11 protein-coding genes, 2 tRNA genes and 3 rRNA genes are annotated in these 15,353 nt (G+C 63.7%); 12 read left to right on the top strand and 4 right to left on the bottom strand.

What is annotated here, in order from left to right:
- Positions 1–561: 561 nt before the first annotated feature.
- The 5 genes from ACRYRV_RS07080 (at position 562) to rrf (ending at position 5,868) form a co-directional block, all read left to right on the top strand.
- A 16S ribosomal RNA gene (locus tag ACRYRV_RS07080) occupies positions 562–2,100 on the top strand.
- A gap of 95 nt (positions 2,101–2,195) precedes the next feature.
- Positions 2,196–2,272, top strand: a tRNA-Ile gene (locus ACRYRV_RS07075).
- A gap of 211 nt (positions 2,273–2,483) precedes the next feature.
- Positions 2,484–2,559, top strand: a tRNA-Ala gene (locus tag ACRYRV_RS07070).
- 225 nt (positions 2,560–2,784) lie between these two features.
- Positions 2,785–5,673, top strand: a 23S ribosomal RNA gene (locus tag ACRYRV_RS07065).
- A gap of 79 nt (positions 5,674–5,752) precedes the next feature.
- Positions 5,753–5,868 (top strand): 5S ribosomal RNA (gene rrf / locus ACRYRV_RS07060).
- The 16S, 23S and 5S rRNA genes sit together here with 2 tRNA genes alongside, the layout of an rRNA operon.
- Before the next feature lie 138 nt (positions 5,869–6,006).
- Here rrf and hisC read toward each other — a convergent pair.
- Positions 6,007–7,062, bottom strand: coding sequence for a histidinol-phosphate transaminase (gene hisC / locus ACRYRV_RS07055; protein ID WP_444985543.1), 1,056 nt, complete (start codon positions 7,060–7,062; stop codon positions 6,007–6,009).
- Positions 7,063–7,187: 125 nt separating this feature from the next.
- Here hisC and ACRYRV_RS07050 point away from each other — a divergent pair, with 125 nt between their 5' ends.
- The 5 genes from ACRYRV_RS07050 (at position 7,188) to mnmH (ending at position 12,373) form a co-directional block, all read left to right on the top strand.
- Positions 7,188–8,084 (top strand): AEC family transporter, encoded by an 897-nt coding sequence (locus ACRYRV_RS07050; protein WP_444985544.1) that lies wholly within the window; start codon positions 7,188–7,190, stop codon positions 8,082–8,084.
- Positions 8,085–8,182: 98 nt separating this feature from the next.
- On the top strand, positions 8,183–8,632 hold the full coding sequence (locus ACRYRV_RS07045) for a copper resistance protein NlpE N-terminal domain-containing protein (RefSeq protein ID WP_444985545.1): 450 nt from the start codon (positions 8,183–8,185) through the stop codon (positions 8,630–8,632).
- A 105-nt stretch (positions 8,633–8,737) separates the two neighbouring features.
- Positions 8,738–10,117 (top strand): DNA repair protein RadA, encoded by a 1,380-nt coding sequence (gene radA / locus ACRYRV_RS07040; protein WP_444985546.1) that lies wholly within the window; start codon positions 8,738–8,740, stop codon positions 10,115–10,117.
- A gap of 85 nt (positions 10,118–10,202) precedes the next feature.
- A complete protein-coding gene (selD, locus tag ACRYRV_RS07035) occupies positions 10,203–11,240 on the top strand; it encodes a selenide, water dikinase SelD (protein WP_444985547.1) in 1,038 nt (345 codons plus the stop codon).
- Complete coding sequence (gene mnmH / locus ACRYRV_RS07030) at positions 11,237–12,373, top strand: tRNA 2-selenouridine(34) synthase MnmH (protein WP_309636739.1); 1,137 nt, start codon at positions 11,237–11,239, stop codon at positions 12,371–12,373. Before selD ends, mnmH begins: the two co-directional genes overlap by 4 nt.
- Before the next feature lie 13 nt (positions 12,374–12,386).
- Here mnmH and ACRYRV_RS07025 read toward each other — a convergent pair whose 3' ends face one another.
- The gene (locus ACRYRV_RS07025) at positions 12,387–13,082 is read right to left on the bottom strand and encodes a type 1 glutamine amidotransferase (protein ID WP_444985548.1); all 696 of its coding nucleotides are present in this window, start codon (positions 13,080–13,082) and stop codon (positions 12,387–12,389) included.
- A gap of 45 nt (positions 13,083–13,127) precedes the next feature.
- Here ACRYRV_RS07025 and ACRYRV_RS07020 point away from each other — a divergent pair, with 45 nt between their 5' ends.
- Together ACRYRV_RS07020 and ACRYRV_RS07015 are read left to right on the top strand one after the other, a co-directional pair.
- Positions 13,128–13,421 (top strand): MGMT family protein, encoded by a 294-nt coding sequence (locus tag ACRYRV_RS07020; protein ID WP_253447899.1) that lies wholly within the window; start codon positions 13,128–13,130, stop codon positions 13,419–13,421.
- 25 nt (positions 13,422–13,446) lie between these two features.
- A complete protein-coding gene (locus tag ACRYRV_RS07015; protein WP_253447902.1) occupies positions 13,447–14,025 on the top strand; it encodes a YjaG family protein in 579 nt (192 codons plus the stop codon).
- A 6-nt stretch (positions 14,026–14,031) separates the two neighbouring features.
- Here ACRYRV_RS07015 and ACRYRV_RS07010 read toward each other — a convergent pair whose 3' ends face one another.
- Both ACRYRV_RS07010 and hisF read right to left on the bottom strand, forming a co-directional pair.
- The gene (locus ACRYRV_RS07010) at positions 14,032–14,559 is read right to left on the bottom strand and encodes a hypothetical protein (RefSeq protein WP_444985549.1); all 528 of its coding nucleotides are present in this window, start codon (positions 14,557–14,559) and stop codon (positions 14,032–14,034) included.
- Positions 14,560–14,579: 20 nt separating this feature from the next.
- A complete protein-coding gene (hisF, locus tag ACRYRV_RS07005) occupies positions 14,580–15,353 on the bottom strand; it encodes an imidazole glycerol phosphate synthase subunit HisF (protein WP_309636743.1) in 774 nt (257 codons plus the stop codon).

Genomic DNA, 15,353 nt, shown 5'->3' with positions numbered 1-15,353 from the left:
ACCGGAAGGGCTTGCAGGGCCCCGGGGAAAACCGTAAAGTACACATCCGCTGCCGGTGACCAGCAAGGTTGCAGGCGGTAATAAGTGGCAGAAGTGATTGATCTGTCTGAGTTTTTTGAAACGCTTCGAAAAACTTTCAGTTGACAATCACCGCAGATTCGCTAGAATGTGCGCCACTGGGTTCGCAGTCGCCTCGGCAGGATGAGGCGGGCAGTCAGCGGAAATCGGTCGGGATGCAGCGCGTCGCCAACCGCCGCTTGACACGCTGAAGCGAATCGGTAGAATACGCCTTCCTCGCAGGGCGCTGACGACAGGCGGAGAGCTCAAGAGAGCCTGCTCCGGTCGACAGTACAGCGAGACGCTTCACTCCACAGGGTTCGCCCGAGAGTTCGAAGCCGCTCTTTAACAATCGATCAGGTAATTCATGTGGGCGCTTGTCGATGAGTTCGGTGACCAGTCACAGAACCATCAAGGCAAGCGACTCGTCTAGACCTTCGGGTCTTTTGAGAAACGTTTGAACCTTGAGCCAAGTTTGGTGCACTTAATGCACTATATGATCTTAAACTGAAGAGTTTGATCATGGCTCAGATTGAACGCTGGCGGCAGGCCTAACACATGCAAGTCGAGCGGAAACGATGGAAGCTTGCTTCCAGGCGTCGAGCGGCGGACGGGTGAGTAATGCATGGGAATCTGCCCGATAGTGGGGGATAACCTGGGGAAACCCAGGCTAATACCGCATACGTCCTACGGGAGAAAGCAGGGGATCTTCGGACCTTGCGCTATCGGATGAGCCCATGTCGGATTAGCTTGTTGGTGAGGTAATGGCTCACCAAGGCGACGATCCGTAGCTGGTCTGAGAGGATGATCAGCCACATCGGGACTGAGACACGGCCCGAACTCCTACGGGAGGCAGCAGTGGGGAATATTGGACAATGGGCGAAAGCCTGATCCAGCCATGCCGCGTGTGTGAAGAAGGCCCTCGGGTTGTAAAGCACTTTCAGTGGGGAAGAAAGCCTTGGGATTAATACTCCCGAGGAAGGACATCACCCACAGAAGAAGCACCGGCTAACTCCGTGCCAGCAGCCGCGGTAATACGGAGGGTGCGAGCGTTAATCGGAATTACTGGGCGTAAAGCGCGCGTAGGCGGTCTGATAAGCCGGTTGTGAAAGCCCCGGGCTCAACCTGGGAACGGCATCCGGAACTGTCAGGCTAGAGTGCAGGAGAGGAAGGTAGAATTCCCGGTGTAGCGGTGAAATGCGTAGAGATCGGGAGGAATACCAGTGGCGAAGGCGGCCTTCTGGACTGACACTGACGCTGAGGTGCGAAAGCGTGGGTAGCAAACAGGATTAGATACCCTGGTAGTCCACGCCGTAAACGATGTCGACTAGCCGTTGGGGTCCTTGAGACCTTTGTGGCGCAGTTAACGCGATAAGTCGACCGCCTGGGGAGTACGGCCGCAAGGTTAAAACTCAAATGAATTGACGGGGGCCCGCACAAGCGGTGGAGCATGTGGTTTAATTCGATGCAACGCGAAGAACCTTACCTACCCTTGACATCGAGAGAACTTGGCAGAGATGCCTTGGTGCCTTCGGGAACTCTCAGACAGGTGCTGCATGGCTGTCGTCAGCTCGTGTTGTGAAATGTTGGGTTAAGTCCCGTAACGAGCGCAACCCTTGTCCTTATTTGCCAGCGCGTAATGGCGGGAACTCTAAGGAGACTGCCGGTGACAAACCGGAGGAAGGTGGGGACGACGTCAAGTCATCATGGCCCTTACGGGTAGGGCTACACACGTGCTACAATGGACGGTACAAAGGGTTGCAAAGCCGCGAGGTGGAGCTAATCCCATAAAGCTGTTCTCAGTCCGGATCGGAGTCTGCAACTCGACTCCGTGAAGTCGGAATCGCTAGTAATCGTGAATCAGAATGTCACGGTGAATACGTTCCCGGGCCTTGTACACACCGCCCGTCACACCATGGGAGTGGACTGCACCAGAAGTGGTTAGCCTAACTTCGGAGGGCGATCACCACGGTGTGGTTCATGACTGGGGTGAAGTCGTAACAAGGTAGCCGTAGGGGAACCTGCGGCTGGATCACCTCCTTATCGACGACGTCACCGACTCGCGACAAGTGCTCACAATGAATTACCTGATCGACCAGAGCAAAAGACTGTTTGGGTATAGGCCCAGCGTGACCAATGGGTCTGTAGCTCAGTTGGTTAGAGCGCACCCCTGATAAGGGTGAGGTCGGCAGTTCAAATCTGCCCAGACCCACCATTCTCTGAACGGCCGGGTAGCTCAGTTGGTTAGAGCACACCCCCAGAAGTTCTGTAAAGAGAAGGGTGAGGTCGCGGGGTTTATTCAAATCTGCCCAGACCCACCAAATTTTATCCAGTCCTGCGTTATTTTGTGACTCGCATAGCAGGCTATGCGTCGCCACAAAATGCCTTGGCCTGAATAAAATTACCCAGAAGTATCGGGTATCAGTGGGGCCATAGCTCAGCTGGGAGAGCGCCTGCCTTGCACGCAGGAGGTCAGCGGTTCGATCCCGCTTGGCTCCACCATCGTCTCCTCTGCAACAGTCTTACCTGATCGGATCCGCAGTCATAAGCCAGCATCGCAGCAAAAGATGTCAGGTTTATGACTGTCGATTGACAGTCGCTCTTTAACAATGTGAATCATGCTGACAAACGTTCCTTCTGGAGTGATCCAGAAGAAACAAGTGATACGTCTCAAGCGTATCCGGCAATGTCGTACGTTATCGCAGACCAGACCCTTTGGGGTTATATGGTCAAGCGATTAAGCGCACACGGTGGATGCCTAGGCAGCCAGAGGCGATGAAAGACGTGGAAGCCTGCGATAAGGCTCGGCGAGGTGGCAAACAACCTGTGACCCGGGCATCTCTGAATGGGGAAACCCACCCAGCATAAGCTGGGTATCCCGCACTGAATACATAGGTGTCGGGAGGCGAACCAGGGGAACTGAAACATCTAAGTACCCTGAGGAAAAGAAATCAACCGAGATTCCCCCAGTAGCGGCGAGCGAACGGGGACCAGCCCTTAAGCATGTGACTGATTAGGCGAACGCGCTGGGAAGCGCGGCCATAGTGGGTGATAGCCCCGTAGTCGAAAATCTGATCATGTGAAATCGAGTAGGTCGGGGCACGTGAAACCTTGACTGAACATGGGGGGACCATCCTCCAAGGCTAAATACTCCTGGCTGACCGATAGTGAACCAGTACCGTGAGGGAAAGGCGAAAAGAACCCCGGAGAGGGGAGTGAAATAGATCCTGAAACCGTGTGCGTACAAGCAGTGGGAGCAGACTCGTTCTGTGACCGCGTACCTTTTGTATAATGGGTCAGCGACTTATTTTCAGTGGCGAGCTTAACCGTATAGGGGAGGCGTAGGGAAACCGAGTCTTAACTGGGCGACCAGTCGCTGGGAATAGACCCGAAACCGGGCGATCTATCCATGAGCAGGTTGAAGGTTGAGTAACATCAACTGGAGGACCGAACCAGGATCTGTTGAAAAAGATTTGGATGACTTGTGGATCGGAGTGAAAGGCTAATCAAGCCCGGAGATAGCTGGTTCTCCTCGAAAGCTATTTAGGTAGCGCCTCACGTATCACCGCCGGGGGTAGAGCACTGTTTCGGCTAGGGGGTCATCCCGACTTACCAACCCGAGGCAAACTCCGAATACCGGTGAGTGCAAGCGTGGGAGACACACAGCGGGTGCTAACGTCCGTTGTGAAAAGGGAAACAACCCAGACCGTCAGCTAAGGTCCCCAAATCCTGGTTAAGTGGGAAACGATGTGGGAAGGCTCAGACAGCTAGGAGGTTGGCTTAGAAGCAGCCATCCTTTAAAGAAAGCGTAATAGCTCACTAGTCGAGTCGGCCTGCGCGGAAGATGTAACGGGGCTCAAACCAGGTACCGAAGCTACGGGTTCGTCGAATGACGAGCGGTAGAGGAGCGTCGTGTAAGCCGATGAAGGTGAGTCGAGAGGCTTGCTGGAGGTATCACGAGTGCGAATGCTGACATGAGTAACGACAAGGGGAGTGAAAAACTCCCCCGCCGGAAGACCAAGGGTTTCTGTTCGACGCTAATCGGAGCAGAGTGAGTCGGCCCCTAAGGCGAGGCCGAAAGGCGTAGTCGATGGGAAACGGGTCAATATTCCCGTACCTCACTGTATTGCGATGGGGGGACGAAGAAGGCTAGGTGAGCCAGGCGTTGGTTGTCCTGGTGAAAGCCAGTAGGCTGGGATCTCAGGCAAATCCGGGATCCTAAGGCCGAGAGGCGAGACGAACTGACTACGGTCAGGAAGTCATCGATGCCACGCTTCCAGGAAAAGCCTCTAAGCTTCAGATACAGTGAGACCGTACCCCAAACCGACACAGGTGGTCAGGTAGAGAATACCAAGGCGCTTGAGAGAACTCGGGTGAAGGAACTAGGCAAAATGGTGCCGTAACTTCGGGAGAAGGCACGCCGCACTAGTGTGAAGGCCCTTGCGGCCGGAGCACGAAGCGGTCGAAGATACCAGGTGGCTGCAACTGTTTATTAAAAACACAGCACTCTGCAAACGCGTAAGCGGACGTATAGGGTGTGACGCCTGCCCGGTGCCGGAAGGTTAATTGATGGTGTTAGCGCAAGCGAAGCTCCTGATCGAAGCCCCGGTAAACGGCGGCCGTAACTATAACGGTCCTAAGGTAGCGAAATTCCTTGTCGGGTAAGTTCCGACCTGCACGAATGGCGTAATGATGGCCACGCTGTCTCCACCCGAGACTCAGTGAAATTGAAATCGCAGTGAAGATGCTGTGTACCCGCGGCTAGACGGAAAGACCCCGTGAACCTTTACTATAGCTTCACACTGGACGCTGATGTTGCTTGTGTAGGATAGCTGGGAGGCTTTGAAACCCGGACGCCAGTTCGGGTGGAGCCAACCTTGAAATACCAGCCTGGCATCATTGGCGTTCTAACTCAGGTCCGTTATCCGGATCGAGGACCGTGTGTGGTGGGTAGTTTGACTGGGGCGGTCTCCTCCCAAAGCGTAACGGAGGAGCACGAAGGTACCCTCAGCACGGTTGGAAATCGTGCATTGAGTGCAAGAGCATAAGGGTGCTTGACTGCGAGACAGACACGTCGAGCAGGTACGAAAGTAGGTTCTAGTGATCCGGTGGTTCTGTATGGAAGGGCCATCGCTCAACGGATAAAAGGTACTCCGGGGATAACAGGCTGATACCGCCCAAGAGTTCACATCGACGGCGGTGTTTGGCACCTCGATGTCGGCTCATCACATCCTGGGGCTGAAGTCGGTCCCAAGGGTATGGCTGTTCGCCATTTAAAGTGGTACGCGAGCTGGGTTTAGAACGTCGTGAGACAGTTCGGTCCCTATCTGCCGTGGGCGTTGGAAGTTTGAGAAGAGCTGCTCCTAGTACGAGAGGACCGGAGTGGACGCACCTCTGGTGTTCCGGTTGTCACGCCAGTGGCATTGCCGGGTAGCTATGTGCGGACAGGATAACCGCTGAAAGCATCTAAGCGGGAAGCCCCCTTCAAGATGAGACTTCCCTGAGGCCTCGAGCCTCCTGAAGGGCCCAGCGAGACCAGCTGGTTGATAGGTCGGATGTGGAAGCGCTGCAAGGCGTTGAGCTAACCGATACTAATGGCCCGTGAGGCTTGACCATATAACACCCAAGGGGTCTGTCGATAACAGACGACGCCGGGTACGCGAGACGTATCGCAGCATGATTCACACCCTTTTCGCCTGACGACCATAGCGTGCGTGAACCACCTGATCCCATGCCGAACTCAGCAGTGAAACCGCTCAGCGCCGATGGTAGTGTGGGGTCTCCCCATGTGAGAGTAGGTCATCGTCAGGCACTTATACAGAAAAGCCCCGATCATCGTGAGATGGTCGGGGTTTTTTCATGGCCATTCGGCGGGTACCTATTCAGAAAAGCCCCGATCATCGTGAGGTGGTCGGGGCTTTTTGCGTCTGGCGACGCGGTCGCTGTCGGTCAGCGGCAGATTGCCTCCAGGGCCTCCATCAGGCTGTCCATCTCATCCTCGGTGCCGATCGTGATGCGCAGGTAGTCGCGCAGGGCCTCGGTGTTGAAGTGGCGTACCAGGATGCCGCGCTCGCGCAGGCCGACAAACAGCTGGGCCGCATCGTGTTCCGGGTGGCTGACCAGCACGAAATTGGTCCGAGAGGGCAGTACCTTAAAGCCCAGCTTCTCAAGCCTGCCGCGGGTGCGTTCGCGGGTGGTGATCACTTTCTCGCGACACGCCTCGAAGTGCTCCCTGTCCTCCAGGGCGGCGATGGCCACGGCGCTGGCCAGGCTGTCGATAGGGTAGGAGTTGAAGGAGTCCTTGACCCGGTTCAGCCCCTCGATCAGCTCCCGGGAGCCCACTGCATAGCCCAGTCGCAGGCCGGCCAGGCTGCGGGACTTGGAGAAGGTGCCGGTCACCAGAAGGTTGGGGAAGCGAGCCACCAGGGGAGTGGCGCTTTCACCGCCGAAGTCCACGTAGGCCTCGTCCACCAGCACCACGGACTCCGTGACGCGACCCAGCAGCGCCTCGATGGCGTCGCGGCCATGGCCGTGCCCGGTGGGGGCGTTGGGGTTAGCGAAGATCGCCCCGCCGCTGCCGGCCGAGAAGGCGTTCAGGTCCACCTCATGGCTAGCCGTGAGGGGGAGGGCGCGGCGCTCGATGCCATAGAGCCGGCAGTAGACGGGATAGAAGCTGTAGGTGATCTCGGGCATCTCCAGCGGCTTCTCCTGACAGAAGAAGGCCTGGAAGGCCAGCGCCAGCACCTCGTCGGAGCCGTTGCCGACGAATACCTGCTCGGCCTCGACGCCGAACTCCAGGGCCAGGGCCTCGCGCAGGGCGCGGGATTCCGGGTCCGGATAGAGGCGCAGGTGGTCGGTGCGGAATTCGCGCAGTACGGCACCCACGCCGGGGGCCGGCGGGTAGGGGTTCTCGTTGGTATTCAGCTTGATCAGGCGCTCGCGGGGCTGCTCACCGGGGACATAGGGCGTCAGCTCGCGCACCCTGGGGCTCCAGAACTTGCTCATGTTGGCTCGCTTCGTTGGCAAGGGACAGGACTCGGCTCATGTTGACCTGCCCGCGGCAGCCGTGCAAGCCGGCACCGTGCTAGTCTGTGGAGCGCTTGCATAGATTCGAATCCACTGGAATCCCCATGACCGCCCAGATTCTTGCCACCCTGCTGCCGGTATTCCTGATCGCCGGCTGCGGCACCCTCTACGGCCGCTTCCGGACGCCGGATATTCGCAGCATCAATACGCTCAATATGGAGCTGTTCGTGCCGATGCTGGTGTTTGCCGTGCTGGCCGACGGCGAGGCGCCCCTGGAGGAGTATGTGGGCCTGGCGCTCGGCGGCGCGGTGATCGTGGTGGGCTCCGGCGTGCTGCTCTGGCCGCTGGTGAAGTGGCTGAAGCTCAACCCGAAGACCTTCCTGCCGCCGATGATGTTCAACAACTCCGGCAACATGGGGATACCGCTGCTGCTGCTGGCCTTCGGCGAGGCCGCGCTGCCCGCCGCTGTGGTCCTCTTCATCGTCGAGATGCTGCTGCACTTCTCGCTGGGGCTCTGGATGCTCAGTCCTGGCACGCCGCTGTGGCGCATCCTGCGCATGCCCATCGTGCTGGCCAGCATCGCCGGCCTGGCCGTCAACCTGGCCGGTGTCGGCCTGCCGGGCTGGCTGCTGGAGGCGCTGCATATGCTGGGCGGCGTCTGTATCCCGCTGCTGCTCTTTGCTCTCGGGGTGCGGATGCTTGACATCGACTTCGGCGACTGGAAGACCGGGGTACTGGGGGCGCTGCTCTGCCCGCTCTCGGGGCTGGTGCTGGCCGTCCCGCTGATCTGGCTGCTGGGCCTTTCCGGCCTCCAGGCGGCGGCGCTGTGGGTCTTTGCCGCCCTGCCGCCGGCGGTACTCAACTACCTGGTGGCCGAACAGTACCGCCAGGAGCCCCACAAGGTGGCCTCCCTGGTGCTGATCGGCAACCTGGGGGCGCTGGTGGTGATGCCGGTGGTGCTGGCCCTGGTCTTCGGCTACGTCCATCCGGCGGCGGGCTGAAGGACGGGCGGACTGTCCGCCGCTGGCATGAGAGGTTATGCTGTCAGACAGGCCGCCGTGAATGACGGTGTCATTGCCCACTGCTCAGGAGGACACATATGCAAATCAGGACCTTGCTCGCGGGATCGGCCATGCTGGCACTGCTGGCCGGCTGTGCCGCCGGACCGGCTCCCGGGCCCGATGCCCCTGGCGTCGAGGTGGCAGAAGAGCGCTATCAGGGTACCCTGCCGTGCCGCAACTGTGACGGCATCGATCTGGACGTCGTGCTGCAGGGGGCCGAGCAGAGCCAGCCGGAGGAGCGGACCTTTACCCTTCAGGCCTCCTATCGTGCCCATCCCCAGAACCCGCCCGATGAGAACTACGCCGGCAACTGGGAGGTGCTCAGCGGCACCGCGACCGACCCGGATGCCACCGTCTACGAGCTGACGCCGGACGGCGAGGGGCAGATCTACTACTTCCTGCGCCTGGACGAGCAGACCCTGGAGCTGATCGACCCCCAGCGTCGTCGCTTCCAGAACAGCGAGATGCTTCAGCTGCAGCGCCGCTGATCCACTGCGGTCAGGGACGAACCCCCGGGGCGGCCATGGTGCCGCCCCGGGCGTTTGCGGGCTGCTAGAATGCCCCTCCAGCCAGGATCCGGGAGTCGAAACACCATGGCCAAGGCAAAGAGCGCCTTCGTCTGCACCGAGTGCGGTGCCGAGTACCGCAAGTGGCAGGGGCAGTGCACCAGCTGCCAGGAGTGGAACACCCTGAGCGAGGTTCGACTGGCCGCCGCGCGGCCCGGTGCCGGGAGCACAGGCGCCGGCGGTGGGCGCAGCGGCTATGCCGGGGCCCTGACGCGGGAGGTGGTGGACCTCGCCAATGTGGATCTCACCGAGGTGCCGAGGCTCTCCTCCACCTTCGGCGAGTTCGACCGGGTGCTGGGGGGCGGGCTGGTGCCGGGGTCGGCGGTGCTGCTGGGGGGGCACCCCGGCGCTGGCAAATCGACCCTGCTGCTGCAGACCGCCTGCAAGCTGGCCCAGTCCCGCCGGGTGCTCTATGTCACCGGTGAGGAGTCGCTCTCCCAGGTGGCGATGCGCGCCCACCGCCTGCAGCTGCCGGTCCAGGGGCTCAAGATGCTGGCCGAGACCAGCGTCGAGACCGTGCTCGCCGTGGCCGAGCGGGAGCGCCCCGAGATACTGGTGATCGACTCCATCCAGACCATGCACCTGGAGGATATCGCCTCGGCGCCGGGGGGCGTGGCTCAGGTCCGCGAGTCCGCCGCGGCCCTGACCCGCTTCGCCAAGCAGAGCAACACCGTGCTGCTGCTGGTGGGCCATGTGACCAAGGATGGCACCCTGGCCGGCCCCAAGGTGCTCGAGCACATGATCGACGCCTCCCTGCTGCTGGAGGGAGGGGCCGACTCGCGCTTTCGCACCCTGCGTGGGCAGAAGAACCGCTTCGGCGCGGTCAATGAGCTGGGGGTCTTCGCCATGCTCGAGCACGGTCTCAAGGAGGTGAAGAACCCCAGCGCCATCTTCCTCTCCCGGGCCGAGGAGCAGTCGCCGGGCAGCCTGGTGATGGTGGTCTGGGAGGGCACACGGCCGATTCTCGTCGAGGTGCAGGCGCTGCTCGACGACTCGGCGCTGGGCAACCCCCGGCGGGTCGCCGTGGGTCTCGATCCCAATCGCCTGGCCATGCTGCTGGCGGTGCTGCACCGCCACGGTGGGCTCTTCACCGGCGACCAGGATGTCTTCCTCAACGTGGTGGGCGGGGTCAAGGTGCTGGAGACCAGTGCCGACCTGGCCGTGCTGCTGGCGGTGGTCTCCAGCCTGCAGAGCCGGCCGCTGCCCCGGGAGCTGGTGGTGTTCGGCGAGGTGGGGCTTTCCGGCGAGATCCGCCCGGTGCCCAGCGGCCAGGAGCGCATCGTCGAGGCGGCCAAGCACGGCTTTACCCGCGCCATCGTGCCTCGCGGAAATGCACCCAAGTCATCGCCTCCCGGCATGGAGGTGGTCGCCGTGGACAAGCTCGCCGATGCGCTGGAGGCACTCTAGCTGCCGGGCCGAGCCCTTAACCAGCGGTCGTGTCCTGGCCGATGTGCAGAGTAGAATAGTCCCACCGTTTGCCAAGGAGATCCCGATGAGTGCCATTCGCCTGACCCAGTACAGCCACGGCGCCGGCTGTGGCTGCAAGATCGCCCCCGACGTGCTCGACGGCATCCTGGCCAAGGCCGGCCCGGGCGCCTCCCTCTCGCGGCTGATCGTCGGCAACCAGGGGCGCGAGGACGCCGCCGTCTACGACCTGGGCGACGGTCGCGGCATGATCGCCACCACCGACTTCTTCATGCCCATCGTCGACGACCCCTTCGACTTCGGGCGCATCGCCGCCACCAATGCCATCAGCGACGTCTTCGCCATGGGCGGCACCCCGGTGATGGCGCTGGGGATTCTTGGCTGGCCCCTGGACAAGCTGCCCGCGGAGGTGGCCGGGGACGTCCTGGCCGGAGCCCAGGCGGTATGCCGTGAACTCGGCCTGGCCCTGGCCGGTGGCCACTCCATCGACGCTCCGGAGCCGATCTTCGGCCTGGCGGTCAACGGCCTGGTGGAACTCGACCACCTCAAGCTCAACAAGGGGGCGAAGCCGGGGGACCTGCTGTTCCTGACCAAGCCGCTGGGGGTGGGCATGCTCACCACCGCCGAGAAGAAGGGGCTGCTGGCGGCGGGCCACCAGAGCCTGGCCCGGGAGACCATGCTCAAGTCCAACCGCATCGGCGTGGACCTGGCCAGGGTGGCCGGCGTTCACGCCATGACCGATGTGACCGGCTTCGGCCTGGCCGGGCACCTGGCCGAGGTGTGTGCGGCCAGCGGCGTGGCGGCCCGCATCGACTTTCGACGTCTGCCGCGGCTGGCCGAGGCCGAGGCCTACCGCCGCCAGGGCGCGGTGCCAGGCGGTACCCTGCGTAACCGTCAGGCCCTGGGCGAGAGCCTGCCCGAGATGGACGAGGTCCACTGGCAGTGGCTCTGTGACCCTCAGACCTCCGGCGGCCTGCTGCTCTCGGTGGACCCGGCCTGGGAAGATGACGTGGAGCGCATCGGCCGTGAGCACGGTATCGAGCTGGTTCCCTTCGGTGAAGTGGTCAAGGCCGAGGGGCCGGCGCTGATCGAGGTCATCGGATGAGCGAACTGCCGCTGGTGGCCCCCGACCTCGGCCTGCTGAGTGAGCGTCGGGTGCTGATCGATGTCCGCGCGCCGGTGGAGTTTGCCCAGGGCGCGCTGCCCGGTGCGGTGAATCTGCCGCTGATGGAGGACGAGGAGCGCCGCCTGGTCGGCATCGAGTACAAGCAGCGCGGCCAGCAGGCCGCCATCGAGCTCGGCCAGCGGCTGGTCAGCGGCGACATCAAGGCGGCCCGGGTGAACGCCTGGCTGGAGGCCCTGGAAGCGCACCCCGAGGCCATCGTCTACTGCTTTCGCGGCGGCCTGCGCTCGCAGATCGCCCAGCAGTGGATCCAGGAAGCCGGCGTTACCCGGCCGCGCATTCGCGGCGGCTGGAAGGCGATGCGCCAGGCACTGTGCGCGCGCATCGACGCCGCCGCCGACCAGCCCCTGCTGGTGGTAGGGGGGCTGACCGGCTGTGCCAAGACCGCGCTGATACAGACCCTGGACAACGGCCTGGACCTGGAGGGCTGTGCCCGGCACAAGGGCTCGGCCTTCGGCCGTCATCCGCTGCCGGCCCCCAGCCAGATCGACTTCGAGCACGCCATGGGACTGCGCTTGCTGTCACTGCCTGGCCCCGTCGTGGTGGAGGACGAGTCCCGCCATATCGGCGCCGCCAACCTGCCCCTCAGCTTCTGGCGCGCCATGGAAAAGGCGCCGCGGCTGCGCGTGGAGATGCCCCTGGACTGGCGCCTGGCGCAGATCCACAAGGACTACATCGACGATCTCTGGGAAGTCTATCGCCACCAGTGCGGCGAGTGGCTGGGCTGGGCGCTGATGCGCAAGCAGCTGGCCGGCGCCCTGGGGCGGCTGCGCAAGCGCCTGGGCAGCGCCCGGCTGGCGCGGCTGCAGCGCCTGCAGCAGCTCGCCTTCCGCGAGCACGAGCGCGGCAACCGCCAGGCCCACGAGGCGTGGCTGGCACCGCTGCTTACCGAGTACTACGACCCCATGTACCGCTACCAGCTCGAACGCCACCCGGAGCAGCACTTCCTCCACGTGGGTGACTGGGAGAGCTGCCTGGCCGCTGCCCGGGAGTGGAGTGCTGCCCAGGCGGCAGAAGGTTCGGCGGCGGGCGCCCGGGTCGGTGCCGCCGGGTGAACCCGGGCCTCGCTCAGGCCGCCAGGGGACGCAGCCACTGGCTGAGCAGGCGGTCGAGCAGCGGCGCCAGCTTCACGAAGCGCTGAGGGTCGGCCAGCAGGGCCTCGTCCGGTTGAGCGTGGGGGCTGTCGGCATGGCCATCGGGCCTGGGGCCGTGCTCGAGCAGGGCGGCCACGCTCTCCGGCGTGGCCTCCAGGTGGCAGAGCAGGCCGATCACGCGGCCACCATCCCAGCTGAAGCCCTGCAGCGGGCTCGCCTCGCTGCCACCCAGCGTCACGGCATCCTCGGGCAGGGCAAAGACATCCCGGTGCCACATGAAGGCCTCGAACTGCTCGGGCAGATCCAGGGGGCTCTCCGCCGCCAGGGTCACCCGGTGCCAGCCGACTTCGGCGCAGCGCCCACGAGCCACCACGGCCCCCAGCGCCTCGGCGATCAGGCGAGCCCCGTAGCCGATGCCCAGCAGCGGCTTGTGGCTGTCCAGGGCGCGCTCCACCAGCCGGCGCTCCCGCTTCAGCCAGGGCTGATCGGCAGGATCGAGGGGGCCGGCCGGGCCGTCGAGCAGCACCAGGGCGTCGCAGTCGGCGAGCCGGGGGGGAAGCTCTCCCGCCGCCAGATGGAACACCGTATGGCTATGGCCCATGCTGGAGAGCCAGTCGGCCAGGCGCGCCGGGCCCTGGTGGGGGCTGTGCTGGAGCAGGTGGAGATGCATGGGGAACCTCACCGTCGAAGGAAGTGCCAGGGGGCGCAAGGGTACATGAAGCCGACATGGCGAGAACAGGTGTTCAGCGTAATGGCCGCGATCCCGGCCGGGCGGGTGACCACCTACGGGCGCATCGCCGCCATGGCCGATGGGGTCACCCCGCGGATGGTGGCTCGCGCCCTGCGCGAGCTGCCCGCGGGGCACGGGCTGCCCTGGTATCGGGTGGTGACCGCCTCGCGGAAGCTGGCCGACCACCCCGGCGCGGCGGAGCAGCGAGAACGACTGGCGGCGGAGGGCGTGGTGCTGGATGACCGCGGCCGCGTGCCGGTAGAGCGGCTATGGCCGTAAGACAGCGTTATTCAAAGGAGAATCCATGAGCGGTTTCTACCAGCGCCTGCAGGCCCTCGAGCCGCGTCGCCAGCAGGCCTTCATGGCGGCGCTCTGCGAGCGCCTGCTGCCAAACTATGCCCTATACGCCCAGACCGCCGATCAGGGCAACCCTCGGGCGCTGCGTGCGATCCTCGACCTGGTGTGGGAGCGACTCTCGGTGAAGGAGGCGAAGATCGATTTTGCCCTCCAGGCCGAGAAGCTGGCCGAGCTGGCGCCAGGCGAGGAGGACGACAGCTTCGGCGCGCGCCGCGCCTCGGAGGCGGTGGCGGCGCTCTCGGCCCTGCTGGATACCCTGCAGGGGGAGGCGCCGGAAGCGGTGCTGGAGGTGAGCCGCGCGTCGCGAGGGGGTGTCAGGGCCTTTATCGAGCTGACCGAGGGCGAGGAGGACGGCGAGCGGCTGGCCGCCCTGGTGCGCGACCACCCGCTGATGGCGGACGAGAACGACTTCCAGGATGCAGTGCTCGAGGCCGTCGAGGGCCCGCTGGGTCGGGATGAGCTCAAGGCGCTGCGCCGCCTGGGGCGCAACGACGGGTTCAGCAACCTCGGGCTCTCCCCTGACTAGCCGGGTTCAGAAGCGCCAGCCGGCGGTCACCATCAGGCCGGCGGCACCGAAGATGATCAGGTCCGTCTCCAGGCGCCTCCAGCTGACGCCCACCGTGGGCAGGATGCCCGGGGCCACCTCGTAGCGGTTGAAGGGGATCTTGTCACGGTACTCGCCGCGATAGCCGTGCAGGATGCCGGCGGAGAGCTTGGCGCGGATGCGGGTGTCGCCGGACGCCCACATGGTGAGCTCGCGGCCCACGTAGAGGTAGTGGGAGTCCTGGTTGAAGGAGTTCTTGAAGCGCGCGAAGCCGGCGAACCAGAGCTCGGGGTTGTGGAGTTCCACCCCGATCAGCCGCTGGTTGTTGGTGTGCTCCGGGTCAGGGCTGAAGTGGTCGGTATAGAGGCTGGTCTGCACCAGCACGCTGTCGAGCTCCATCACCGGCGGCCAGTCGATTCGCTCGCGCCAGCCCTCTGCCGGCTCCTCCGCCAGGGCGGGGAGGGCCGGCAGCAGGAGACCGAGCAGCAGGGCGGCCAGGGCGTTGCGTAGCGGCATCCGGTCGTCTCCCGAGGCGCTCAGAGGCGCATCTCGATGCCGCGCTCGGCCATATAGCGCTTGGCCTCGGGGATGGTGTACTCGCCGAAGTGGAAGATGCTGGCGGCCAGCACCGCATCGGCGCCGCCCTCGAGCACACCCTCCACCAGGTGGTCGAGGTTGCCGACCCCGCCGGAGGCGATCACCGGCACGCCCACCGCATCGGTGATGGCGCGGGTCACGCCCAGGTCGAAGCCGGCCTTGGTGCCGTCGCGGTCCATGCTGGTAAGCAGCAGCTCACCGGCGCCGTACGCCACCATCTTCTTCGCCCACTCCACGGCGTCAAGCCCCGTGGGGCGGCGCCCGCCGTGGGTGAAGATCTCCCAGCGCGGCGCCTCGCCCTCGGCGGAGACCCGCTTGGCGTCGATGGCCACCACGATGCACTGGCTGCCGAAGCGTTCGGCGGCCTCGCGCACGAACTCGGGGTTGGTCACCGCGGCGGTGTTGATGGAGACCTTGTCGGCGCCGGCGTTGAGCATGGTGCGGATGTCATCGCAGGTGCGGATGCCGCCGCCCACGGTGAGGGGAATGAAGACCTCGCCGGCGATGCGCTCCACCATCTCCACGGTGGTGTCACGGTCCTCGTGGCTCGCCGTGATGTCGAGGAAGGTGATCTCGTCGGCGCCCTGCTGGTTGTAGCGCTGGGCGATCTCCACCGGGTCACCGGCGTCGCGGATGCCGATGAAGTTGACGCCCTTGACCACGCGGCCGGCGTCGACGTCGAGGCAGGGGATGATGCGCTTGGCGAGTCCCAT

It is taken from the genome of Halomonas mongoliensis, assembly GCF_052496345.1.
Note: the sequence above shows the minus strand (reverse complement) of the source record. Positions and strands in the feature narration are given on the sequence as shown.

Excerpts from the sequence above, each read along its gene's own strand:
- hisC (WP_444985543.1), bottom strand. The coding sequence starts at position 7,062 with ATGAGCAAGTTCTGGAGCCCCAGGGTGCGCGAGCTGACGCCCTATGTC.
- mnmH (WP_309636739.1), top strand. The coding sequence starts at position 11,237 with ATGAGCGAACTGCCGCTGGTGGCCCCCGACCTCGGCCTGCTGAGTGAG.
- ACRYRV_RS07015 (WP_253447902.1), top strand. The coding sequence starts at position 13,447 with ATGAGCGGTTTCTACCAGCGCCTGCAGGCCCTCGAGCCGCGTCGCCAG.
- ACRYRV_RS07045 (WP_444985545.1), top strand. The coding sequence starts at position 8,183 with ATGCAAATCAGGACCTTGCTCGCGGGATCGGCCATGCTGGCACTGCTG.
- ACRYRV_RS07020 (WP_253447899.1), top strand. The coding sequence starts at position 13,128 with ATGAAGCCGACATGGCGAGAACAGGTGTTCAGCGTAATGGCCGCGATC.
- ACRYRV_RS07010 (WP_444985549.1), bottom strand. The coding sequence starts at position 14,559 with ATGCCGCTACGCAACGCCCTGGCCGCCCTGCTGCTCGGTCTCCTGCTG.
- ACRYRV_RS07050 (WP_444985544.1), top strand. The coding sequence starts at position 7,188 with ATGACCGCCCAGATTCTTGCCACCCTGCTGCCGGTATTCCTGATCGCC.
- radA (WP_444985546.1), top strand. The coding sequence starts at position 8,738 with ATGGCCAAGGCAAAGAGCGCCTTCGTCTGCACCGAGTGCGGTGCCGAG.
- hisF (WP_309636743.1), bottom strand. The coding sequence starts at position 15,353 with ATGGGACTCGCCAAGCGCATCATCCCCTGCCTCGACGTCGACGCCGGC.
- ACRYRV_RS07025 (WP_444985548.1), bottom strand. The coding sequence starts at position 13,082 with ATGCATCTCCACCTGCTCCAGCACAGCCCCCACCAGGGCCCGGCGCGC.
- selD (WP_444985547.1), top strand. The coding sequence starts at position 10,203 with ATGAGTGCCATTCGCCTGACCCAGTACAGCCACGGCGCCGGCTGTGGC.